At 55.1% G+C, this 23,167-nt stretch carries 17 protein-coding genes and 1 pseudogene; 11 read left to right on the forward strand and 7 right to left on the reverse strand.

The features are described from left to right. The first annotated feature begins 71 nt into the window (after positions 1–71). From SH139x_RS05310 to SH139x_RS05325, 4 genes are all read left to right on the forward strand, one after another. Positions 72–614: a sigma-70 family RNA polymerase sigma factor gene (locus SH139x_RS05310; RefSeq protein ID WP_488354243.1), complete on the forward strand. Its 543-nt coding sequence runs from the start codon at positions 72–74 to the stop codon at positions 612–614. After that, the gene (locus SH139x_RS05315) at positions 615–1,979 is read left to right on the forward strand and encodes a FecR domain-containing protein (protein WP_488354244.1); all 1,365 of its coding nucleotides are present in this window, start codon (positions 615–617) and stop codon (positions 1,977–1,979) included. 11 nt (positions 1,980–1,990) lie between these two features. After that, complete coding sequence (locus SH139x_RS05320) at positions 1,991–3,082, forward strand: hypothetical protein (protein ID WP_488354245.1); 1,092 nt, start codon at positions 1,991–1,993, stop codon at positions 3,080–3,082. Between the two features lie 70 nt (positions 3,083–3,152). After that, positions 3,153–5,498: a beta-propeller fold lactonase family protein gene (locus SH139x_RS05325; RefSeq protein WP_488354246.1), complete on the forward strand. Its 2,346-nt coding sequence runs from the start codon at positions 3,153–3,155 to the stop codon at positions 5,496–5,498. Between the two features lie 180 nt (positions 5,499–5,678). Here SH139x_RS05325 and SH139x_RS05330 read toward each other — a convergent pair whose 3' ends face one another. Together SH139x_RS05330 and SH139x_RS05335 are read right to left on the reverse strand one after the other, a co-directional pair. Next, positions 5,679–7,277 (reverse strand): arylsulfatase, encoded by a 1,599-nt coding sequence (locus tag SH139x_RS05330; protein WP_488354247.1) that lies wholly within the window; start codon positions 7,275–7,277, stop codon positions 5,679–5,681. A gap of 23 nt (positions 7,278–7,300) precedes the next feature. Then, complete coding sequence (locus SH139x_RS05335; protein WP_488356162.1) at positions 7,301–8,791, reverse strand: arylsulfatase; 1,491 nt, start codon at positions 8,789–8,791, stop codon at positions 7,301–7,303. 233 nt (positions 8,792–9,024) lie between these two features. Between SH139x_RS05335 and SH139x_RS05340 the strand changes: the two genes are divergently transcribed. From SH139x_RS05340 to SH139x_RS05360, 5 genes and pseudogenes are all read left to right on the forward strand, one after another. Then, on the forward strand, positions 9,025–10,020 hold the full coding sequence (locus SH139x_RS05340) for an AraC family transcriptional regulator (protein ID WP_488354248.1): 996 nt from the start codon (positions 9,025–9,027) through the stop codon (positions 10,018–10,020). Between the two features lie 139 nt (positions 10,021–10,159). Further along, positions 10,160–10,402, forward strand: a complete 243-nt coding sequence (locus tag SH139x_RS05345) for an IS1096 element passenger TnpR family protein (protein WP_488354249.1) — start codon at positions 10,160–10,162, stop codon at positions 10,400–10,402. 108 nt (positions 10,403–10,510) lie between these two features. Beyond that, positions 10,511–10,963: a nucleoside deaminase gene (locus SH139x_RS05350; RefSeq protein ID WP_488354250.1), complete on the forward strand. Its 453-nt coding sequence runs from the start codon at positions 10,511–10,513 to the stop codon at positions 10,961–10,963. Between the two features lie 383 nt (positions 10,964–11,346). Continuing rightward, positions 11,347–13,446, forward strand: coding sequence for an FAD-dependent oxidoreductase (locus tag SH139x_RS05355; protein ID WP_488354251.1), 2,100 nt, complete (start codon positions 11,347–11,349; stop codon positions 13,444–13,446). 21 nt (positions 13,447–13,467) lie between these two features. Next, positions 13,468–13,620: pseudogene (locus SH139x_RS05360) on the forward strand (thiamine-binding protein); the annotation flags it as partial. Between the two features lie 249 nt (positions 13,621–13,869). On the opposite strand, the gene SH139x_RS05365 reads toward SH139x_RS05360, so the two are convergent. From SH139x_RS05365 to SH139x_RS05380, 4 genes are all read right to left on the reverse strand, one after another. After that, the gene (locus SH139x_RS05365) at positions 13,870–15,087 is read right to left on the reverse strand and encodes a hypothetical protein (protein WP_488354252.1); all 1,218 of its coding nucleotides are present in this window, start codon (positions 15,085–15,087) and stop codon (positions 13,870–13,872) included. A 362-nt stretch (positions 15,088–15,449) separates the two neighbouring features. Continuing rightward, entirely contained in the window at positions 15,450–15,584 is a 135-nt protein-coding gene (locus SH139x_RS05370) for a hypothetical protein (RefSeq protein ID WP_488354253.1), read from the reverse strand. A 174-nt stretch (positions 15,585–15,758) separates the two neighbouring features. Beyond that, a complete protein-coding gene (locus SH139x_RS05375; RefSeq protein ID WP_488354254.1) occupies positions 15,759–16,214 on the reverse strand; it encodes a hypothetical protein in 456 nt (151 codons plus the stop codon). A 203-nt stretch (positions 16,215–16,417) separates the two neighbouring features. Next, positions 16,418–20,320 carry a WD40 domain-containing protein gene (locus SH139x_RS05380; protein ID WP_488354255.1) on the reverse strand — a complete coding sequence of 1,301 codons (3,903 nt, stop codon included), beginning with the start codon at positions 20,318–20,320 and terminating at the stop codon, positions 16,418–16,420. 77 nt (positions 20,321–20,397) lie between these two features. Between SH139x_RS05380 and SH139x_RS05385 the strand changes: the two genes are divergently transcribed. Then, positions 20,398–20,640, forward strand: a complete 243-nt coding sequence (locus SH139x_RS05385; protein WP_488354256.1) for a hypothetical protein — start codon at positions 20,398–20,400, stop codon at positions 20,638–20,640. Here SH139x_RS05385 and SH139x_RS05390 read toward each other — a convergent pair. Next, entirely contained in the window at positions 20,623–22,584 is a 1,962-nt protein-coding gene (locus tag SH139x_RS05390) for a PDZ domain-containing protein (RefSeq protein WP_488354257.1), read from the reverse strand. The two genes, SH139x_RS05385 and SH139x_RS05390, sit on opposite strands and share 18 nt — an antisense overlap. Before the next feature lie 269 nt (positions 22,585–22,853). On the opposite strand from SH139x_RS05390, the gene SH139x_RS05395 reads away from it, so the two are divergent. Then, the gene (locus SH139x_RS05395) at positions 22,854–23,000 is read left to right on the forward strand and encodes a hypothetical protein (RefSeq protein WP_488354258.1); all 147 of its coding nucleotides are present in this window, start codon (positions 22,854–22,856) and stop codon (positions 22,998–23,000) included. Positions 23,001–23,167 lie beyond the last annotated feature (167 nt).

A 23,167-nucleotide genomic window follows, 5' to 3' on the forward strand; every position in this document is an offset into this window, starting at 1 on the left:
AAAATTCTTAAAAAATGCTCGGTAAATCCGCAATCACCGGGAGTAAGTAGGCAAGGAGTTTCGCAGACAAGATGACTGAACCCCCAAATGCCGACCGCTACGATCAATTCGTGGCTCTGTTTGCTCGCAACGAGCGGGCCGTTCGTGGCGTGATTCGGTGCGTGCTGCCGTCGTCGCAGGATGCTGACGAAGTGATGCAGGAAGTGGGCTTGGCCTGCTGGCGCAAGTTTTCTGACTTCCAGGTTGGCGATTCCCAAGACGCTTTCTTTCGATGGGCGTGTGTGATTGCGAGGTTCGAGGTCCTCAAGTACCGCCGAAAATGTGCTCGCGATCGATTGGTGCTCAGCGACGAAACCATCCAGTTGCTGTCGGTTGACGCTGAGGATCGGCACCTCGTCGCGGAGCGAGAACGCCAAGCCCTCGAGGACTGCTTGAACGGCTTGTCGCCCGCAGATCGGCGACTTCTTTTGAGCGTCCACACGCGTGGAGATTCCGTGTCGGACATTGCCCGGCAACTGGGGCACCACGCCCGTCGGCTCTACAGCCGAGTCAACAAACTGCGTGATCGGATGGGCGAGTGTGTCAGACGGAAACTCGCTGAGGGAGGTAACTGAATGAACGACGAACTGAAAGCACTCGCCAGGGCCTACGGCGATGGGACGATCAGTGGGGCGGAGCTTGAGCGTTTGGAGCGAATGTTGCAAGACAATCGCGACGCCCGCGAGCAGTTTCTGCGCGAGATGAACTTGATCGACGCGATGGAAGAGATGACACTCGGTGGCGAACCAGGATTGCATAACCAAAACCTTGTGTTGCCGGCGGCGACCAGGTCAATTGCTTCGCGATTTGCCTGGGGGCCGTGGACCGCTGCGGCTGTCTTGGCAGCCGCACTCTTCGTCTTTACGAGCTTCGTTTGGCTGAGTTCTGGCGACGCGACCATTGGGACCATCGCGGAGTTCCACGGTCCAGTTCGCTGGACGGGACAAGACGGCGTGGTGCATACCGAACTTGATACGGGCGAATCACTTTCCGGCGGCACATTGGAAGTTCTCGCCGCCGATGCTTGGGCGTCTTTCCGTTTCCATGATGGTTCGCTCGTGACATTGTCCGGCGAAGCAGAGGCGGTTCTTTCCGATCGGGGTCAAAAACGACTGCAACTACATCGCGGAAGCATGTCTGCCGACGTTGAGCCGCAACCAGCCGATTCGCCGATGATCGTACGAACGCTGGCGGCTGAGATAGAGGTTTTGGGGACGCAATTCAACCTATCAGCTCGAACCACCGACACGGAGCTGGCCGTCAATGAAGGTCGCGTTCGTTTTCTGCGATCCAGTGATGGCAAAGCACTGGATGTCTCTGCCGAGCATCGAGCAGTTGCTTCACTTGACCCGGCGGCGGAATTCTCTGTCCAGCCACTTGGGCCGCAAGTTACAACGTGGCAAAGTCGCTTGGCAAACGACTTGGAGGTGCTGCATGGTTATTGGAAGCCAGCGCTGTTCGAGTTGGGAATCAAGCTAAAGCAATCGATTGAGGCGGGAGAAATCACCGAGGCCGAAGCACTGGCTGAGTACCAGCAAGCGGTCCGCCTGGATAGCCAGGGATCCGTCTGGGGGAAGCCGTCGAAAATTGGTTGCTTGGTCTGGCTGGATGTGCGGGGTGAGGCCGGGAGCCGAGTCTTGCTGACGAATCAATCTAAGCTCCGTATCACCGGCCGAATTTTCGCATCAGCCAATCTGGAAATGGGAGTCAGCACTTATGGGGTTAGAGGCGGATTCTACGACAAGTTCACTTGCGAGGTTACCTCGCAGGAATTGAATTTATCTCCGGAAGGCAAGTTCGAATGGGTCGTGGGCGCCGGCGAACTCTTGCCAAAGTCAGGCAATCCACCAACCGGTTCGGTGGTACACGATTGGTGGTGTGTCACGGAATCGAACACCGCTAAGTTTGAGATTATCCGTATTGAAATCCTCGCTAGTTGAAAGGAAGAATTATGCAACAGAAGTTTGCACTTACCTTGGTCCTGATTGTCGGTGCGGCACTGTCCGTCGCCAGTGCCTACGCTCAGGATGGCAAGCCACAAGACTTGGCTGCTTTAAAAGCGGAACTTGCAAAAGCAGTGGAGGCTGGCAAGTTGACGAAGGATCAAGCTGTCCAGAAATACGATGCGGTCGCTGCGCGGGTGGGCAAAACCGGCGACAAGTCGAAAACGCCTGATCTATCTGCCTTCACGGGTAAGCTCAAGGTGCTGGTGTCTGAAGGCAAACTAACCGAGGCGGAAGCCAAAGACCTTTACAATTCTGTCGTCTCTGGCCAGTCGTCAAAAGTACGGGGACCGAAAGTGATAGGCGCAAAAGGGTCGGACTACATGATCCTCGGCCAGAGTCTCGAGGGGCAGCGAAAACTCAGTGCCTCTTTGCCAACCACATCCACTGCTGGTGACCAGGAGGGTCCGGTAGCAACTGGGTTCTTCGGGTGGGCCGCCGAAGCGACGCATCGCTTTATGGACAATAGCCACCGAGGCGAACCGCGTCTGATTGAAGGTCTCTCTTTTCGACTCGACCATCGCGACCACGACTCGATCGGCCGCAGCTGGGAGAACGTCACGATTCGAATCGCACACGGCAACTGGTCGACCATCAAGTACAACGCGTCTGAAGATTTTGCCCTCGTTGATGAAGCAGTGTTGGCTTTTTCGAAGCCCTGGAGCTTCCCCACACTCAAGGGCTTTCCGGTGACAGAGCCGGCGGAATGGGGCGGCCCGCAGAACGCGCTCAATTTTCGTTTCGATAAGCCCTTTGAATACAACGGCACGGACGCCATCTACGTGGAGTTTGTCTTTTCCGGTGGCAAGACTGAAGACGGGCGTCCTTGGGAAGGCGATCTGCCATTTGGATTCGAGTACTACTTGGATTCCATGCCGGAAGCGGGTGGCTGGCGCGTTGCCGAGAAGCCCGTTGGACTCTATCGAGCACCGCGAGTCGAAGCGGTGGTGTCCTACACGGCCGGAGGGCAGTCGGTCTGGACATCGTCGCCGAAAGGTATGCCCTATCTGAAATGGGACTTTCGAACTGCAGACAAATGAGGCTACCAGCCCAAACCCTATGTCGTTGTCGAAAGAAAACTGTCAAGAAGGAAATAGAGGTATATTCGCCGTGAGACGTTTGATCTATCACCTGCTCTTTACGCTACTTGTGGTTGCTAACGCCGAAGACTGCGCGGCACAAGAACGGGCGTTCGTGAACTTCGAAAGCCCGCAGTCGCATGGGCTCACGACATCCAGGGAGGGAAACCGACTGTTCGTCGTCAACACTCCGGCGAACTCCCTAGTCGTGCTATCGATTGACGAGCCGACGTCTCCCAAAGTTTCAACTGAGATCCCCGTGGGGCTCGAGCCGGTATCGGTTGCCCAGCAGTCGGAGAACGAGGTGTGGGTGGTGAATCACCTCTCCGATTCCGTCAGCGTGATCGATCTCCGGCGTGGGGTCGTCGTCGAAACGGTTCAGGTTGGAGACCGACCCGGTGATGTTGTCTTCTCAGATCAAGGCCGTCTGGCCTTCGTTTCATCAATGAATGAGCAGAGCGTTTACGTGATCGATGTCGCCACACGGAAGATCAAGAAGCGAATATCGATTCCGGCGCACTCTCCGCGCACTTTGCTGGCTAGCTCCGATGGGACGACAGTTTGGGTCGCCAGCTACCTGTCGGGTAACGGCACCACGGTTGTTCCTCACAAAGCCGCACCCGCGCCACCGACACCTACGAATTCCGAACTTCCCGATCCGCCGCGGCAGGGAATCATCGTGTCCGCCGACGACCCTCGCTGGAAAAGTCAAATAGGCTTTGAACTGAAGGATGAAGACATTTTTGAGATCGACGTCGAAACGCTCAGCGTCCGCCGTTGCTTTGCGGGAGTTGGCACCACGCTTTTCAATCTGGCCCAGCATCCGAAATCGGGGGAGGTGTGGGTGGCAAACACTGAAGCCAGGAACCTCGTTCGGTTCGAGCCTCAATTGAATGGGCATGTGGTCGACAATCGCATTAGTCGACTCGATGTGGTCGGCACTTCAGATTCTCCAGTCTCGCTCACCGACTTAAACCCACACATCGACTACGAGCAACTTCCCAGCACTGTTGGGCTGGAGACAGCCATTGCGCAACCAACTGACATTGTCTTTAATCTCATTGGCGACAAAGCCTTCGTTGCCTCGTTCGGTACCGACCGTATTGGAGTTTTGGACGAGGCAGGCAAAGTTCTCACAAGAATCGAACTTCATGATGCACCAGCGGCCAACACAGACCCACGGAACAAACGTGGTCCGCGATCGCTGGCACTGCATCGCAACGGTAACACACTGTACGTGCTGAACCGGCTGTCCAATAGCATTTCGGTAGTCGACGTTGAATCGGATCGGGTGGTCGACGAACTCATGCTCAGCGATCCTACGCCAGATGCCATTCGCGCTGGTCGCGGGTATCTATTTGACGCCAAGCTGTCTGGAAACGGAACGGTATCCTGTGCATCATGCCACGTCGATGGCGATCGGGATGGCTTGGCTTGGGACCTTGGGGATCCTGGCGGATCGATGTTTGGCAACGGAACCGCTCAAGCAGTCCATCCGATGAAGGGCCCGCTGGTCACGCAAACGTTGCGAGGGTTGGCCGGCGAAAAACTATTTCACTGGCGGGCTGATCGACCAGGACTCGAATCCTTCAATGGAACTTTTGAGCATCTGATGGGAGGCGAGCAGCTTGCGGATGTTGACTTGGCTGTCTTTGTGGACTACCTGCAGAGCATCCATTTTGGTCCGAACCCACATCGCAATCGAGATGATTCACTGTCCGCTAACCCCCAGGGAATGAGTGCCCGCGATGGAGAACGCATTTTCATGAAACGCTTGGACGTCGGCCGCGAGGGACGAAATATGTTCCGCTGTGCTGATTGCCACATGCGATCGAACGGTGCAGGGACGACCGGGTTTACTGGTTTGATTGAGCAGCCAACGAAGGTTGCCCAGCTACGTGGTCTCAATGAACGAATTTCGTTTACCGGCGATGGCACTCGCATTGGCGGATTTGGCTTCGGCGCGGATGGTTCTAAAGCATCATTGCGGGAGTTTTTAGCGGATTCGCATCGCTTCCGAGGAATCACAGAGCAGGACAGTGCTGCGCTCGAAAGCTTCCTGCTTTCCTTTCCCACGGAGACGCCTTCAATCGTCGGATTCACGCGCACCGTTCACGCCGCCAATCGCAATGACGAGTCTATCCAATCCGATGGGGCCCTCCTGATCGAGCAAGCTCAGCTCGGGAATTGCTCGCTGTCGGTGACCGGACTATTGCGGGGTGAACGAATCGCATTGGTCTACGATCCGGCGAGCGGTTTGTTTCGCGACAGACTCTCTGGCAATGACGAGCTAAGACTAGAGCGGATCATGTCACGCATCGACAACAGCGAATCGTTTGTGTCGTTTGTTGCGAACCCGCTCGAAGTCGGCGATTGATCAACAGACTATCGCGAACATCAGCAAGCTGCCCGCTAGAAGACTAAAATTTCGTTTTGCGTTTTTCATGTCATTCCCGCTATTTTCGGTAGTAGTCGATTGAGTTTCCATCCAAAACTTGCGTGAGGTAAGCCTTTGCATGCTTGTGATCGGACGCGTCACTGGATGTCCAGCTTGCCTTCATGATCCGGGCTTGCGAAGCCCGATATCCTTGCTCGGGTATTTTGCAAAGGTGGCTTCGTGTCGGCCAGCTCGCTGCAGGATTTGGGGCAATCCCCACTCGAAACGTGAATGTCCGGTGCTGCCTTGCTCTTTGGGGTCCATGTACAGGTTGTACACCCAGGGACTCATTCCAAGATTGCTGACCGTCGATTCGTCAAGATTCCGTCGGACCGCTTGGTTCTGGAAGACCTTAAAATGAACCTTGTATTCCATCCACCGAACCGCCATCAGATCGTTCTCCGCATAAATGAACACGGCGTCACGTTTTGATTGACCGTCGTCTGCGATCAGAAACGACGTCTGGTCGATCCCATCGATGTATCTCTCGCTGGGAATCGAGTCGGCGACGCCGGCGATGGCTAGCGGCGTATTGAACATGTCGCAAAGATCAAACAGCCCTTCGCTGACACGTCCCGGGGCGATGGTCCCAGGCCAATAAGCGATCCCAGGGACACGCACTCCACCTTCCCAGGTCGAACCCTTGCCGCCGCGAAATGGCTGGTAGCCGCAGTCGGGGAACAGATCCTCATTGGCGCCATTGTCAGACGTGAAGAAGACCAGCGTGTTTTCGGTCTGGCCGGTTTCGTCAAGGACGTTGAGTAGGCGCTTGCAGATATCGTCGACTTCAAGCATGGCGTCGCGATAAGGGAATCCGGCCGGACTTTTGCCTTCGTATTGCTTGGCCGGATACGTGTCGTTGTGAAGTCGGGCGAACGAGTGGTACAGGTAGAATGGCTTTTCATCGCTTACGCTGCGACGGATAAAGTCCTCTGAAAAGTCAGCAAACTTCTGGTCAATCTGGCTCAGCTCCTCGATGCTGTTGATCTCCTCAGCAACCTCAAGTTGGCCTCCCCTTTCGCCCGACGTGATTGCCGGTTCGCTCATTTGCTTCACCGCGGCGAGACGCCCGGGGCGGAGGACCAGGTCCGGGTAGAGTCGCTTATCTAGCTGCTGAGAAAAATCGCTGATGACCGACAGGATGCCTTGGTATTCGTCATAGCCAACTTGGTGCGGGTAGGATCCCTCGCCTTCTCCCAGGTGCCATTTACCCGACATCGCGGTTCGGTATCCGGCATCGGACAGCAGCTTTGCGGTGGTCACTTCCCCGTCCCAAGGATTGACCTTGGGTTTTTCGCCGCTGAGCGTTGGACGCGTTAATCCGCTGCGTGTTGGAATTCGCCCTGTGTGCAGTGCCGCTCGCGTCGGCGTGCAAGTTGGTTGGGCGTAGGTAGAAAGCAGCTTCAGGCCTTCGCGAGCCATCTTGTCGATCGTGGGGGTCGGAGCACCGATCAGCATTCCACCGCCATAGCAGCCGGGGTCGCCCCAGCCCATGTCGTCGACCAACAGGATGACAACGTTGGGCTTGCGACCAAACTTGGCTTCCAAAGCGGCCAGCTTTTTCTTGGCGGCCGCATCTTGCTCGGGCCTCGGGATAAACGGCTCCAAGTGGTCGGCCATCTGAACCGTTTTGGCGAATCCAACATCCTTTTGCTCCTCTCCCCAAGCAATGGAACCAACGAAGGTGATTAGTAGGCACAGTAGAGTGAGTCGTTTCATTTCGGTTTCCTGTTGGAGGATCGTTATTGCTTCGGCGTGAAGCTGCCTGCCTCTTGTCGCGGAGGAAATTCTTCGAAGGTCGCCATGAATTTGCCCACAAGGTTCTTCACCGGAACCAATACGTACATGTGCCGAACAAGCCAGTCGTCATAGTAAGACGAGTCTTCCGGAGCGACTTCAAAAGGGTCAGCACGCAAATCGATGATCAACGGCGCTTTGCGAGTTTCCTGGGCGAAGAACCAGGATCCGACGCCATCACGCGTTTGAGTTGAAAAATGAAACTTGAAACGTTTGTAACGCAATGCACCCAAGGAGCCGTCATCGACGAAAGCGTAAAACGTGTCACGCGGACCTTCGTCGACCTCGCCTTTCAAGTAAGGCAAGAAGTTATAGCCGTCGACGTGAACTTTGAAATTCTTGGCCCCTACTTGGTGCCCTTTGAGGAGTTTTTCTTTGATCTCAGGCTCACCAGCGGCAGCTAACAAGGTCGGCAGGCAATCCTCCAGTGAAAGGATCTCGTTTGAGATGCGTCCACCCTTGATGCCAGCGGGCCAACGGATCGCAAACGGCACTCGAATGCCGCCTTCCCAGGTCGAAGCCTTTTCACCTCGGAAAGGACTGGTGCCCCCGTCGGGCCAGGAGAATTTTTCCGCACCATTGTCGGTCGTGTAGATGACAATCGTGTTCTCGTCGACGCCAAGCTCATCAAGTTTGTCCAGCAATTGCCCGACGTGCCCGTCGTGCTCAGTCATGCCATCAGCGTAGATTCCGAGCCCCGTCTTGCCATCTGCCTCTTCCTTCAGGTGTGTGAAGATGTGCATGCGAGTCGTATTAAACCAGCAAAAGAAAGGCTTGTCTGCCTCCACTTGCCGTTCCATAAAGTCAAACGTGGCGTCGAGAAACTCGCCGTCGACCGTTTCCATACGCTTCGAGGTCAACGGCCCCGTGTCTTCAATCTTGCCGTCGGCGGTGGACTTGATCACGCCGCGCGGACCAAACTTTTTGCGAAACTCTGGATCCTTCGGGTAGTCTGAATTCTCAGGCTCTTCCTCGGCGTTCAGGTGATAGAGGTTGCCGAAGAACTCGTCGAAACCATGATTGGTTGGCAAGAATTCATCGAGGTCGCCCAAGTGGTTCTTTCCAAACTGTCCGGTCGCATAGCCCATCGGCTTCAGCAATTCCGCGATCGTTGGGTCTTCGGGCTGCAGTCCAATGGGATCACCCGGCATACCGATTTTTAGCAGTCCCGTTCGCTTGGGAGACTGCCCAGTGATAAATGCCGCACGACCGGCGGTGCAGCTTTGTTGACCATACGCATCGGTGAACATAACGCCTTCCCGAGCGATACGATCGATGTTCGGCGTCCGATACCCCATCACGCCAAGGTTGTAGCACGACGGGTTATACCAACCGATGTCGTCCCCCATGATCACAAGGATATTGGGTTTGTCCGCGGCCAGTGACGGCGTGACCATCGCAAATGCGAGCACGAACCAAGTCAGGCTTCTCAACATTCTCTCTCCCGAGGTAAAGCAAAATACATTCTTGAAGATCAGATGAAGCATCGACGAATCTGCCTGGTCCGTGTGCTCGAAGCGTCCTAATCTGGAGGGTGTTCGGTGGCCAATTCTAGGCAAGAATGGCAGTCTAGGTCGAGAGATCGGTGGAGTCTACGTAATTTCGGCCACTTGCTGGTTAAGCTAGAATCTTCAAAGATTTCAATCTTCGTCCGCACCCGGAAATCAGCATGGCCCGTGTCTCTTTTACCGAATATGAAGCCTTCGCAGAGGCCGTGCAGGACGCATCCGTGAGGATGCGGATACCCTCCCTTGAGGAGCCTCATTGGATGCTGCAGTATGCGACCGTCGGATCGCTTCGCATTCAGCAAGGCTACGAAGGCGGAGGCAACATTGCCGAGGGGGCAACCGTTAGCGATGGCTGGACGTTTTTCCACCAGCACAGCCCGTCGCGACCAGGACGTGCTAATGGGCAAGAGACGACCGTGGACGATGTTTTTGCAGTTCCGCCGAGTGGCGAGTTTTGTCTCGCTTCCCAATTGAGTCACGAGTGGATCATGGTTGTTGTTCCACCATCCCTTCTGTTTCATACTGACCCCGAGTATGAGCGTGCATCCATCGCCAGCCCCCACCTGCTCAAGCCGCCACCGCGCGTGACCCGACAGTTCATGTCGCTGGTCAGCCGCTTTCTCTCAGTCGCCGAATCCAAGCCATTGCTCTTGGACTCTCACGCAGCGGTGGAGTCCTTTCGGAATGAATTCCTGGCCACGACCAGGGAACTCTTTGCAACGTCTGAGGCTTCTTCGAGTCGCAACTTTGTTCGCTGGCGTCGCCAAACAATGACAACCATAGAGCTGGCAGAAAATCAGAGCGATCGGTTGTTGACTGTTCCGGATCTGGCTCAAGACAGTGGCGTGGCCGAACGAACTCTTCGTACCGCCTTTCGAAAATGCTATGGACTCTCACCCGTGGAATACCTTCGTATCCGTCGGTTGCATGAAGCCCGGCGACTGCTTCGTGCGAGTTGTCCCGACGAGACAACCGTTACGCGGGTTGCCTTCTCATTAGGTTTTTGGGATCTCGGTCGATTTGCCGGCGCCTATCGCCTGCTATTCGGCGAGCTTCCTTCCAGGACACTCAGGAATTCGTCCGTTAGATACCGCCGCATGGACTTCGTAGCAGTCGTCTCACGACCTAACCCGCGACATAGCCAGTCGCGCCGGTGACCAAGACAAGAGTCGGGCGGATGGCCGCGCTCTCAATTCGTCAGTCGGCACGGAGGGGCCTGCATACCTCGCGCCTTCCAAAGCCTCATAGGGAACGGGAAACTTGGCGGACACGTCTGCACCGCCGTGGGCTGCAAGGGTGACTCTTAGACCTGACCGAAATTCAGAATCGCTATCTGATGGGGCTGAAAACGCTTGTGCCCCCGAGGACGTTGGTGGTGTCGGTGGATACGCCGAATACTTTGAAGCTATCTCCGATCCAAACCACGAACGACACGGGGAGATGTTACAGTGGCGAGGGAAGTTCGATTGCCAGCAGTTTGACGCAGAGAAAGTGACGAGGAAAATGCGACGAGGCCTTCCCGATTGGAGGCAGATGTGAGTGAGAGCAACTCAACGCTGCTCAAATTTTCGACGTCATTCGCTTGTCCAATAAAGGACACGACGTCCTCCGGCCAAGCTTTCGCCCAACGTTTTCCAGGAAAGGCATATGAACCAAGCTGCAGATGAACGATTTTTGCAAGCCGCTATTGAGGAAGCCCGAAAAGGACTTGCTGAGGGCGGGATTCCCATTGGATCAGTCTTGGTTATTGACGGCCAGATTGTCGGGCGTGGACACAATCGCCGGGTGCAAAATGGCAGTGCCATCCTGCATGCCGAGATGGATGCTGTTGAAAACGCGGGGCGGCTCAAAGCGGGAGACTATCGGCGGAGCGTTTTATATTCCACGTTGTCCCCGTGCGATATGTGTTCGGGGATGGCGTTGCTCTACGGTATTCCACGGATCTTTATCGGGGAAAACCGAACGTTCCGTGGGCCTGAAGGCTACGTCCGAAGGAGAGGTGTGACTATCGATATTGCTGATAACCCCGAGTGTGTCAAACTGATGCAGGATTACATCCAGTCCCAGCCGGAGCTCTGGAACGAAGACATCGGAGAATAGTCAAGTCCAGACGAACCACAGGGGGACTGCTTGTGGCTGAAGAAGTGAGAAAAGCAGATTGCGACAGACCGTTGGTGCAGGATGGATGGACTTTTCCGCAGGATACTACCAATACCCGTTAGCAATAAAAACGACAGCGTCAACCCGATGATTGACGCACTCGCACCGTTGTCTCCCGCTGTCCGTAGCGCTTACCAACGCCCTCGGTTCGAGTGCTCGGGCCGGGGGCGTTTTCTTATGCCGCCTTCCTGCAAATGATTGTCGCCACTGGTCAGCTTATGTGTCGCTTCGATCTGGCTGGCGTGCGGTCAATCACACCTCTGGCTACAATGGACAGCTATCATTCGCCCCAATGCCCTTCCGCACATGTGTGAACCCAACTTATGTGTCGTTGCCATCACTTAGCCGCAGTCTTGCTGCTTGTTGTCGCGTCTCTGGCGGCTGTTGCCCACGCCGATGACAAAGTACCGCCCGCAGATGTGATCGTCTACGGTTCGACGCCCGGAGGCTTCTGCGCTGCCATTGCGGCCGCCCGCGAGGGAGCTTCGGTCATTCTGCTGGAACCAACGGACCACGTCGGTGCCATGAGCACGGGTGGTTTGAGCCACTGCGACTCGAACCAGATGGTTCGTAGCACGCTGATGGGGCTGTTTGATGAGTGGCACACACGTGTGGTGAAGGACTACACTGATCGCGGCCTGCAAGCCCCATATGATCCGGCGAAGAAAGATCAGTCGCGCTGGACGTTCGAGCCGCATGTCGCGACGCGAGTCACCATGCAGATGCTTGACGAGGCCGGGGTCAACGTGCTGACGGAGCACTATCTCAAATCGGTCACGAAAGACGGACCGCGAATCACGTCACTGGTAACAGACAACGGCACGTTCACGGCCAGAGTCTTTGTCGACGGTACCTACGAAGGCGACCTGATGGCGGCCGCCGGAGTCGATTGGACAATCGGTCGCGAGGGCCGGAAGGAACACGGCGAATCGCTGGCCGGGAAGCAGTACCCCAAGGCGAAGATGAACATCAACGGCTTCGACGATGAAGGCAAGCTGTTGCCGCTGATCACCACCGACGACGCCGGCGACGAAGCGGCGGGTGATAAGAACGTGATGACTTACAGTTTTCGGTTGTGTCTGACCGAAGACCCCGACAACCGCGTGCCGATGCCAAAGCCGGCGAACTATGATCCGGCCCGTTTCGAGATCGTTCGCCGTGCGCTCCAGGCCGGCGAGAGACGCGTTGGCTTCGACCTGTATCCGCTGCCTGGCAACAAGTTCGACGGTAACAACTCAATCGGAGGACAGTTTTCCATCGGGCTGGTCGGTGGAGGCAATGATTGGCACTCGGCCGATCAAGCGGGCCGAGCGAAGATTTGTGAAGCGCACAAACAATACACGCTGGAGCTCTATCATTTTCTGACCACCGACCCGGCCGTGCCGAAAGCGATGCGGGATCGCTACGCCAGGCTGGGCCTCTGCAAGGATGAGTTTGCCAACTACGACCACTTCTCACCTGCGATTTACGTCCGCGAATCCCGACGAATGAAGGGCCAGTACGTCATCAGTCAAAAAGACATCCTCGAAACGCCCAAGCAGGACGATCCGATTGCGATCTCGTCGTTCCCGATCGACTCGCACGACTGCCAGCGGATCGCTCTCAAGGGCGGCGGAGTGATCAACGAGGGGACGATTTTCCCGGTGCGGCGAGAGAATCCCAAACAGGGCTACGCTTACCATGTGCCCTACCGGTCGATCCTGCCCAAACCCGAGCAGTGCGACAACTTGCTGGTCCCGGTTGCCCTCTCCTGCACGCACGTGGGCATCTCCTCGCTGCGCATTGAGGGAGCTTGGATGGTGATCGGCCAGGGAGCGGGCATCGCCGCAGCGCTCGCCGCTGATCAAGGCGTGCCTGTCCAGAAGCTGACCTACGCAAAACTCCGCGAGCGTTTGCTGGCGCAGGGGCAGGTGCTGGAATTGCCGGACGTTGCGGATTTGCCAACTCAGGATGGGTCAATCGCCGCTCAGTCGTTGCCGGGAATCGTGCTCGACGATGCCCAAGCGAAACTCTCGGGAACCTGGTCGCGTTCCACAAACTTCAAGCCGTACATCGAAGGCGGCTACATCTTCTGCGGAGACGATGATCCCGAATCGAAAGGCGATGGCAAAACCACCGCGACCTTTCGCTTGCAGGTTCCCAAGTCGGGCCGATACCAAATCCTGCTTGCTTACTCCGCCCATGCGACCCGTTCTAAGAATGTTCCCCTGATCGTCTCCTCCGGGGCTGACACGAGGACGTTTATGGTTGATCAAACCAAGCCGCTCCCTTCGGGAAAACACTTTCGGCCAGTCGCCACCGTCGATCTCCGGGCAGACATGGAAACCGTTATTGAAGTCACAAACGTTGATACAACCGGCTTCGTGATCCTGGATGCCCTGCAACTGTTGCCGGTTGAGTCAAAGCCGAAGACAGGGGAGTAGCTCAAGGTTGCCCGCTTTGCAAACGAGGAATTTGTGGCCATCAAGTTCTGCCACGAGCGGGTTCACCCGATGGGCGCGCCGCGAATCACCACCAGCATCAAAGTCGGAACAGGCGCGGACCGCGAGCGATCAATGCAGGAGAAGATCGTGAGCGTCTCCAAGAGGAAGACTTAAAGCTCTTAGTCTCTGGTTTCGGATTCGCAGTCAATTAAAACGATAGCAACGCCCTGGCGTCGGCCAACGTAGCGTGCTTACGGATTCCTGGAACTTAAGAAGGGACGTAGCACCTCCCCACGTAATTGGAACCGCTGCATGCAAAAGGTTCATTCAACTGCCGCGCCGAATCCGAGTGGCAAGAAGCACGCGTAACGGTTGGGTACGCAGGCGTTAAAGAACTTTGCGGGGAGCGAACGAGATTTTTGATCAATCAGCAGGCAACATTACCCACAATTCGGGGCGACCGACGTTGCAGTGGACCGCCCGAACAAGCATGCCCATGCAGGCCCACGAAATGAACAATGTCACCCTGGCGGCATGCCAAGCGATGGGGACGGTGCTTGAGGCGGATCCATGGCGATTATCGACGCTGGGCACCGGGTGGAAGATTGCTTCAATCAAAGCCGGCCTCTGCGGCTCATCATCTTGCAGTGAGTCGAGTGTTTTTAGTGCCTCCCGAAACTTCTCCAGGGAAACACCATGGTTCAATACTCTGCCGTCGATCGCATGCGAGGCTTGGCGGCTGAGAGTTGGTAGCGTTAGCAAACCGAAGAACGTCCACAGAGTGAACCCAAGGGAGGTCATCGCCAGTTGGCCAACACTCGTAACTCCCGCGCCGGAAAGCGCGGTCGATAAAGCGAAACCGAAGAGCACCCACGTGAGGGCGAGCATCAGGCCCCGAGTGCGACTGCCGCCACGAATCGCTTCTAAGCGTCTGGCAATCGTGATCGCTAGCTGCTCCGTGGACAACTTGGTCAACGAATTCGCCGCCAACACAACCGTTTCCCTTCCTGGCAACCCGACGACTCCGCCAGTGAATCCGACGTCGAGATGCTGAAGCACTACGATGGGACGCGGTTTCCAGCCCCAACTTGAAACCAAATCCATTGCCTGGGCGACACTCGCCTGGTTGTTTGTGTCAATAACGGTAGAACCTCCCTGGTCATCGGGATCCGTACTTTGGGACACGCTGGTCGGCAAAGCGCCTACAAACTGGGCAATGCGCAGTTGGGAGGCGGCGAGCAAAATCGCGACGACGGCTACTGCGAATACTGCACCCGGAACGCCCAGCCAACGTCCCGTGGCGAGAATCAGAAGACTGACGGCCAAGAAGAGTGAAGCCTGCACAACGGCTCCACGTAACCAGCTGGTCAGAAAAGTGCCGAGAGTGATGGTGCTCGCTTGCCGCCGATTCGGGAGCAGAAAGCCACCCAGTAAATCCAGCGGAAACAGAACTGCAATCATGCAACCGAACATCACCGCGAGTGCCACGAGATCATTGCCACTCCACGACCGCGAATCTGGCAGCAGCTTCAACGGCAGTTCTGTCACGAGCAGAAAACCACTCAGAACAACGATCGATCCAACGCCGAACATGCCAAGCAACAAACGAGAGCGAGCGTAGGTCATCGGGGGACTCGGCATTAAAGTTCAGTGGCCAGGGTTTGAGCTATCAGCTATGGGATTCGCAAAGATGCAGAGTGCGTTCTCACGGCCTGTCTTGGTCGTCTTAGCAGGCACTCGAGTGTAGCGATCGGGCAAGCGTGCAACTGGCCTGAAGTTGAAGCTTTGCATCGAGGTTCAAACGCTCTTTTCGTTTGTACGCGATTGGCACGACGGCGGCCGCTGAAGGCGAATTCGGATGACCGAAATGGAGGTCGGTAACGACCAGCTCTGACTCTGCTTTCTTGTCCAGAGCCACGTTGCAGCCACGGCCCCGTGATTCGCTCCTTGCAATTTTCCACGAATGCGCATCAATGGGTGGACTCTGTTTGCCGAAAGCCATCTCAGGGCGGGGATGGCAACTGTTCTTCCGCAGGTGGGTGACAAAACGCTCGCACTGTTAAGCCGCTGTTGGCATACTCTGCCAGCGCTAATCGCCAAAACTCTTCCTTCTCGACCGATCGTTTCAAACTGGCCATCACTAGGCTCCAAAGGTTAGGGAAAAAAATCCCTCTAGCCTAACGCCCACCGCAAGATGCAGTTCACCGAACGCTCACACTTATACGGCCATCAAGGTCGGGGCGCCGGTCAAGTCAATGAGCTGAACGCTGACATTCAGTGACTCACCCGCACCGTGTTTCCGAGTGCGCCGGTCATGATGTGGCTCCCTGAAGATTTGTGGTTTCGGGTATTCGCCCCATCGCTTTGTTCACGCGGGCGGTAGCGCCAGTCCATTCGCTGACTCTGGACGTTGCCCCGACGACGTTCGCGATCCGAACGAAGTCCAGGATCACGGTGATCGCCGTTTGCGATTCGCCCGCGAGTAAAGTCTCAAAAACTTGCGCAGGCAGCGTCTGGAAACGCGTTGAGGAATCGCTCGCGGCAGTACCGTCTGAGATCCGCACGTCGTAGGTCACGGGTCCGATGACTAATTGCCCGGTGAGAGCATCCTCAATGACTTGAGCAAGCACGAGATAACTACCCGCAGTCAAATCGCCAGCGAGTGTACTTTCGGAAATCGCAACTTGCACCTCAGTGGCTGCCCAAGTTGCATCACCTGCGTGCGGCTCCATCACACACGATGGTGTCAGCGATGGAGACCAGCTCACGGGCAGATTCCGAGAGTCCGTCCTTCTTGGGTGAGCGGAGAAAGACAGTCGGCCCAATTAGCGGGCTCTCATCCCACTTTTCAGCCTCACGTAGTGCCAGGGCGAATGTGCCGAGCGCGCCGCGAGTCTTTTGGAAACGCTCAATGCCCGCGGCCCACATGCTATAGAAGACCTCCATTAGTTCACGATAAAATGGGAATCGGTTACTCCGATGGTTCAGGGAGTGCTAGTGCCTCTTCAACGATGGACGGAACCAGCGTGGTTAATTCAGGCGCCAGCTTTGCATAGGACTGATGTAGATCTTCGTAGGCCGACTTAGAATCAGGCACCAATCTCAACCGCCAAGCGCTGTGGAAACATGCGGCGTACCAGTTTTCGTCCTTAGCCACTTGAACATACTTATTCTGGTGCCACCAAGGCTTCGGAGCGGCCTTGAATTCTCTGTAAGCTCTTTCACGCGGATTGTTTTTAAAATCTGTATCTATAAGTTTGATTCGGTCGCCCGTCGTGACGAGCAACCAGCGGCCGTGACGGCGGCGATCTGAAGTATCTTGCCACTGCCAATTCCCCTCTGGGATCATCTCGCCACTTTCAGCGGACCAAACCAATTTTTCATGGAATGTTTTTGAAAACACTCTGGCGCCATCTGGGCTGAAAACTGCTCCTTGTACAATTTGAGAATGGCCACTCAGTGTTTTAACCTCGGGTCTGTCTCCAACTTCCCATAAGTCAATAGTATCGTTGTATCCCACCGAAGCGATGCGCGAACCATCCGGGCTGAACGAGACGCACGTCAACAAATCCGAACGACCGTCCATGCTAATGAGTTCTGTTCCGAGTTCAGAATCCCAGAGCTTGAGTGATCCGTCGTAACTTGCAGAAACAAGTCTCGATCCATTTTGATTAAAGGACACGCTGGTAACGGCATCCGTATGTCCAGTGAATACCTTCATTTCACGGGGGTTTGAGGCGTCACACAATCGAATCTGGCCATCAGAACATCCTAAAGCCATTTTCTCACCATCTGACGTAAACGCAATACTCCAGATCTTGCTTCCTGATGCCTGGATCGGGTTCCCGATTCTATCACCGGAATTAGTGTCCCAAAACTGGATCTTGCCGTTCCAATCACCGGATACGATTTTCGCCCCATCGGGGCTGAAGGAAACACTCGTTTGTATATCCAGTCCTTCCAGCTCAAATTTCAGTCGACCCGTATTCGCGTTCCACAAACGTACGGTGCTGTCGTTGCTTGCGGACGCGATGCTTGAGCCGTTTGGGCTGAATGCGACGCTGGTTATGACCCCATTGTGTCCAGTGAGTACTTTTAACTGTTTGCTGCGGGTGTTCCAAAGACGGACTATCTGATCAACGCCACCCAAAACGACCGTGGAACCATCGGGACTGAAACTAACGCTAGTTAGTTCACTGTTTGTATCCATCAGCTGAGACGCTTGTTCCTGTCCAGTATCGGCGTCCCATAGTCGGACCGACTTGTCCATCCCCACAGTCGCAATGGTCGATCCGTCTTTGCTGAACGACAAACTGTTTACACGCCCTCGGTGTCCTTTTAGTGACCTGCTCGCGACATCTGTACATCGATCCCAAATCTTGATCGTTTTGTCATCGCTCCCTGAGAGTATTCTCGATCCGTCTGGGCTGAAGGCAACGCTGGTGACACGGCCTGTGTGTCCCTTGAAGCTTCTGATTTTTTTGCCAGAGGCTATATCCCAAAGAGTGATGAAATTGTCTACCGCACCCGAGGCAAGCGTTGTCCCATCAGGGCTAAATTGGATACTTTCGATAGTAAATGCTTTGCCCTCAAGTGTTCGAATGGATTGTAAGGTGTCGGTATCCCACAGGCGAATGGATTGATCACTGCTGGCAGAGGCAAACTTAGAGGCCTTGGGGCAAAATGAAACACTTGTGACAACGCCCGAATGGCCCTGCAAGTTTTTGATCTGTTTGGCGCTTTGAATGTCCCATACTCTTACTGAAAAGTCTCGCCCTCCCGAGACAAGTCTTGATCCGCTTGGGTTAAACGCAATGCTTGTTACCTCGCGGGTGTGTCCCTCAAAAGTTGAGTCTAGTTCTCCGGTGGCGCTTTCCCAGATTTTGATAGTGAAGTCTTGACTTGCCGAGGCAATCTTTGATCCGTCGGGGCTGAACTGAACGCTGGTAATGCCGCCGGAATGTCCAGTTAACGTGTTAATGACGTCACCGGTTAATGCGTCCCATAAACGGATGGTGTTGTCCAAACTGCCTGACGCGATTACACTTCCATCTGGGCTGAAACAAACGCTGGTGACATCGTCGCCATGACCCGTAAGCGTTCGGTAGTTAGAGCCCGTAGTTGCGTTCCACAACTTGATCTGATTGTCGTCGCTTGCCGACACAATGCTTGTACCGTCTGGACTGACCGATATAGAGGCGACTCTGGCGGCATGCCCGTAGAGCGTGACATCGCTGCCCTGGAATCGGCGGTAAGAAAAGTTCCATTCGAAGCTTTGTCGATACGAGGTAGGTATTTCATGAAGCAGTCGCTGGGCCTCTTCTACCCTGTCTGCATCCCAGCGTGCATTAGCCAGCTGAAATTTCGCCGCTGCTGCCGTGTCACGCGCTCGGCTCGCTTCCCGTTTTGCAATTTGTTCAGCACTGTTCGCTCTTTTAGCTTCTACGTCCGCTCGGTCACGTTGTTGTGCGGCATGGTACCACATCGTTGTTGTGCCAGCAAAGCCAGTAATGAGTAGTCCAAGAATTGTACCCGCCGTGATATATTTCGTTCGGTGCTTGAGAAAGGACTTCTGAAGCTGATAGCCAATGCTGGGAGGTCTTGCCTCGATCGCTTCATTATTCAAGTAACGCTGAACATCGTCCGCGAGGGATGCTGGTGTGTCATATCGCCTGCTTCGGTTCTTCTCCAATGCTTTGACTGCGACCCAATCGAGGTCGCCTTTTAGAATTAGAGTCAGACGTTTCGGTTCGACCATTCTTTGCTGTGAGATGTCGGTGATCGCGTCGCCTGAATCGCTAAATCGTTGGCTCGGGCGGGGAGCTTCTTCGTCTCGGATCAAGGCGAGGATTCGGTCGAAAGCTTCGCTTTTGATCTTCTCGCTGGTGATGGGAGTCGAGCCTGTAAGGAGTTCGTAAAGGATCACGCCTAGTGAGTACACGTCAGTTCGCGTATCCACATCGAGAGCATTCATTTCGGCCTGTTCGGGGCTCATGTACTGCAGCGTCCCGACGACTTGACCAAATTCGGTGAACATCGTTTTGTCGGTCAGTCGCTGGCTGTTCTGCAACGCTTTCGCAAGACCGAAGTCAATCACCTTGACCGTAGGCACACCGTCGTGCTGTGTCACCAAGACGTTGCTTGGCTTGACGTCTCGATGAATGATCCCTTTTTGGTGTGCATGTTGAATTGCCCGACAAGCCTGAGTGAATAGATGCAATCGATCGTTCAGGCTGAATTTTTGCTTATCGCAATAGTCGGTGATCGGAATGCCATGAACTAACTCCATGACAAAGTAGGGGCGGCCATCATCTGTGCTGCCAGCGTCCAGAACTTTGGCGATATTGGGATGATCCATCATTGCCAACGCCTGCCGCTCGGCCTCGAATCGGCTCAGGATCTCCTTGCGATCCAGCCCTGACTTCACCACTTTCAAAGCGACGCGACGACGAACGGGCACTGACTGCTCGGCCATGTAGACCGTCCCCATCCCTCCTTCGCCAATTTGCTGCAGCAGTTTGTAGGGGCCAATGACTCGACGTGTGCTTTCCGAGCATTCGAATCCCCCTTCATCTGAAGCGACGTTCGAAGGTGCCAACTCTTCTGAAGGCGGCCCCACGCGATTCTGCGCAACAGATAACGCCTCGTCCACAAGGCTTCGATGCTGAGGAAACCGCTGTGTGTAATCATCAATCGCTGGATTCTCACCACCGCGAATGCGATATTCGAATTCTATTTCCAGCAGCGCCCGAAGTAATTCTTTGCGACCTGTTTTGCCGTCCTCCGGAAGGAGGTCCTCGATCAGGAGTGGTTGACCTGCCTGCCACGACGTATCAAATCGGTCGCAAATTTTATCAAAATCAGAGTCGGTCATAAGTGGCTACTGCTCAATGATTGTGTTCCATGCTCAACCCTTAAGCGGTCGTGCATGATTCTGGTCTGCGAGATCTGATGACTTCAAGCGGCGAAGTCAGAAAACCGCAATTAAAACAAATTGTCGGGCAAATTCAGCAAAGGAACAAGCAGGAGGATGAAGACCAGAGCAGCTTTGAACCAGCGATCAATGGCCACGCAAATGAAGGGACAGCTGCGGATGCGAGACGATTGAACCGCGCCGCCGCGACCGGCACGCCAGCTTCGAAAGTATCGGGAAATTCGGGCCTGTCCATGCAGCAACTATTGCTCCAGATTTAAGATATTGATGACGGGGGAACGTAGCACCTGATGCTGGCCCGGTGAAGTTTCATAAACAACGCCGATGACCAAGTCCTCAGACCTGCCACTTTCATTTGCTCTTGAGAGTGCCTCCTCCCGCGTTTTCTCCGGGACGAGTTGCTCAATCATTGTTTTCAGTGGTGGAAAAGTTGATTGCGCCATCATGGGGACCATCATGGTAACGTCACGATCAAACTGCACATCGTATAGCTTCATCGTGATCAGATAGAAATCCACTCCGTGTTCGTTGGTCGCCAAGAAGGGAGCATGTGTTGCGGCATTGGTTACAAACTCCGGAACCAAACCGCTTGAAAGAGCAAGCGTGGGAAGCATCGATTGCTGAAACACGTTTTCGCCGAGACCATTCAAGAACTCCTGTGGATCTCGGAGTGAGTCGAAAGTCTCCTTTTCAGTGCTGGCTTTGAGTCCATCTACATTTTCGCATAAGAAGCTCTCAATGTGAAACAAGTAGGCCTCCATCGGTGAGCCGAGGCGGTTGAATTGAGGAGGCTCGTGGGGCAGGTAGTACCTGATCGCAAAATTGGCTGCGGCCACGTTGGTTTGGTTTAGTAGTTCCCAAAACTGATCGAAGTCGGGTTCCCCTGGGCGAGCGACGCTGGGGGTATTCTCGGCACACATGGCATTGAAGACCGCCGCGACTTCCATCGCGCTGTTTGGATGTTCCCGCAAATATCGGGTCAACAATCGGAGAGCAGAACGATTGACAGCCAGCACTTCCTCAAGCTGCATCTGTCGATTTACCGCATCCGCGATGCAGCATCGGTAAGCAAGAAATCCATCCAAAAATGCCGCGGAACGAACATCTCCATTGGACAGATACTGGTCTCGACTCATTTTGATCGCATCAAGATACCGCGGCATCGCGTCGGAATGGAGATTCTCCGATTTATTGAGAAGCTGAATCCAATCGCCGATGGCTCGGTAACGATTCTCGGTTTTCATATTCCATCGCAGGTGATCCGATGGTGTCACCCAGGTCAGGTCCACTTGATTGTTCGCAGCGTCGCGAACAATTCTCGTGGACAGCCATGCCAGAAGCTCCGCGGCGACTCCGTTTAAGGACTCGTCCATTTCGACAGCGAGGTCAATATCCTCTTGTATCTGGGCCGTCAACGTTGTTCCAGACGCCTGGTCGGCCACTCGCGAGTCTGAAGTCAGCATTCCGTGAGACGCAGCCTGATTGAGAGCTCTCACGAGATAGAACGAACCGTTGGTGGCCAGTGGACCGGCCAGCGTTTCCAGAATACGTTCAGCGGCACGATACTTCCGTTCAACAATCAGCTGTGCCACCGGTTTTAATTCGTCGTGCAGCCCTTCGATCGACGGCGTCGCAAAAGCCGCCTCGTCAAACTTGCGGATGCCCCCTAGGCTTTTCATTTCGAACGAAGCGACGGTCACGTCAAATGATTCGCCGTTGGTCGTCTCCAGCGAACGCTCCTGGCCAAGGTTTCCGGCGAGTAGTTGATCAACTTCTGCCGGTGGAAGCGTGTTGAGGGGTTTTCCGTCAATGGATGCGATGACGTTACCCAGGCTGAAACCGGCCGCGGCGGCTGCGGAACCGGGGGCAACGTACGTTACCTTGATTCCCTCCGGGACGTGTTCCCGATAGATGCCCAGGCCGATGCTGGAGAATTCGTAGTCGCTCAGCACTCTCGTCTCGGACATCGGTGTTGCGGTGGCAGCGCTGGCAGGCTCCGGTTTCGGTGCGATCTCTCCGGCGGTGTCTTGATCACTGGCCTTTCGCACGACGCCTGGTAGCTGCGTCTTAACGGCGTCGCTTGCTGGCTGTTTGGATTTGGGAGCGTCCGCTGCTCCAACTTGGTCTTGCGTCCCCGAGCAGCCTGCGACCAGGCCAAGTTTTAGGAGGCACGCGGCCAAAATGATTGGCGATAACCTGTACATGGGAAGTTCTCACTGATTGAAGGGAATGAACCCGCTCGACAGCGCTCTTTTGAATAAATCCCCGTTCGATGATGCGAACCCTCAGCAAACACAGAGCAAATCCGACTCTCATCAAGCCGTCGCTGATCGCCAATTGAGTGAGGGGAGGAGGAAATGCCTCGGGACTAGGCATCGAGAGCGACTTGCGCTCATTCAATGGCTGCCTCGAGCTTCCAAGTCGCCACTTGCTGGAAAACTTTGAATGAATAGCCCCAGAATGGAGGCAGGCAATGACTGATTACGTCCGAGTGCTTACCGCCGAGGAAGCGGAAGAGGAGCGAGATGGCCGCGCTGGGTGTCTGGCGGGGATCATTTGCTGCGTGACCGCCGTCTATTACTACAATTTGCTGGCTGGGCCGCTGGGGATTGGTTTTTAGTCCGCCTCCCTACACCGAAACGCCCAGAGCAGAAAGTCTACAGGGCCGCAACCGCAAAAGGTTAGTGTCAGCGATTCGTGTCGCGGTCATTGTCAAGTTCCATTCGCGTCAGAATTCCCTTTAGGACTGCACCGTGTTTGATGGGTGATGCGTAGCTTAACAAAACG

The organism is Kothea flammea (assembly GCF_052161645.1).
Taxonomy (GTDB): Bacteria; Planctomycetota; Planctomycetia; order Pirellulales; family Pirellulaceae; genus Laterigemmans.

Bases quoted from the DNA above. Each gene is read 5' to 3' on its own strand.
- SH139x_RS05310 (WP_488354243.1), top strand. From the start codon at position 72: ATGACTGAACCCCCAAATGCCGACCGCTACGATCAATTCGTGGCTCTG.
- SH139x_RS05315 (WP_488354244.1), top strand. From the start codon at position 615: ATGAACGACGAACTGAAAGCACTCGCCAGGGCCTACGGCGATGGGACG.
- SH139x_RS05320 (WP_488354245.1), top strand. From the start codon at position 1,991: ATGCAACAGAAGTTTGCACTTACCTTGGTCCTGATTGTCGGTGCGGCA.
- SH139x_RS05330 (WP_488354247.1), bottom strand. From the start codon at position 7,277: ATGAAACGACTCACTCTACTGTGCCTACTAATCACCTTCGTTGGTTCC.
- SH139x_RS05335 (WP_488356162.1), bottom strand. From the start codon at position 8,791: ATGTTGAGAAGCCTGACTTGGTTCGTGCTCGCATTTGCGATGGTCACG.
- SH139x_RS05340 (WP_488354248.1), top strand. From the start codon at position 9,025: ATGGCCCGTGTCTCTTTTACCGAATATGAAGCCTTCGCAGAGGCCGTG.
- SH139x_RS05350 (WP_488354250.1), top strand. From the start codon at position 10,511: ATGAACCAAGCTGCAGATGAACGATTTTTGCAAGCCGCTATTGAGGAA.
- SH139x_RS05355 (WP_488354251.1), top strand. From the start codon at position 11,347: ATGTGTCGTTGCCATCACTTAGCCGCAGTCTTGCTGCTTGTTGTCGCG.
- SH139x_RS05365 (WP_488354252.1), bottom strand. From the start codon at position 15,087: ATGCCGAGTCCCCCGATGACCTACGCTCGCTCTCGTTTGTTGCTTGGC.
- SH139x_RS05370 (WP_488354253.1), bottom strand. From the start codon at position 15,584: ATGGCCAGTTTGAAACGATCGGTCGAGAAGGAAGAGTTTTGGCGATTA.
- SH139x_RS05380 (WP_488354255.1), bottom strand. From the start codon at position 20,320: ATGACCGACTCTGATTTTGATAAAATTTGCGACCGATTTGATACGTCG.
- SH139x_RS05385 (WP_488354256.1), top strand. From the start codon at position 20,398: ATGACTTCAAGCGGCGAAGTCAGAAAACCGCAATTAAAACAAATTGTC.
- SH139x_RS05390 (WP_488354257.1), bottom strand. From the start codon at position 22,584: ATGTACAGGTTATCGCCAATCATTTTGGCCGCGTGCCTCCTAAAACTT.
- SH139x_RS05395 (WP_488354258.1), top strand. From the start codon at position 22,854: ATGACTGATTACGTCCGAGTGCTTACCGCCGAGGAAGCGGAAGAGGAG.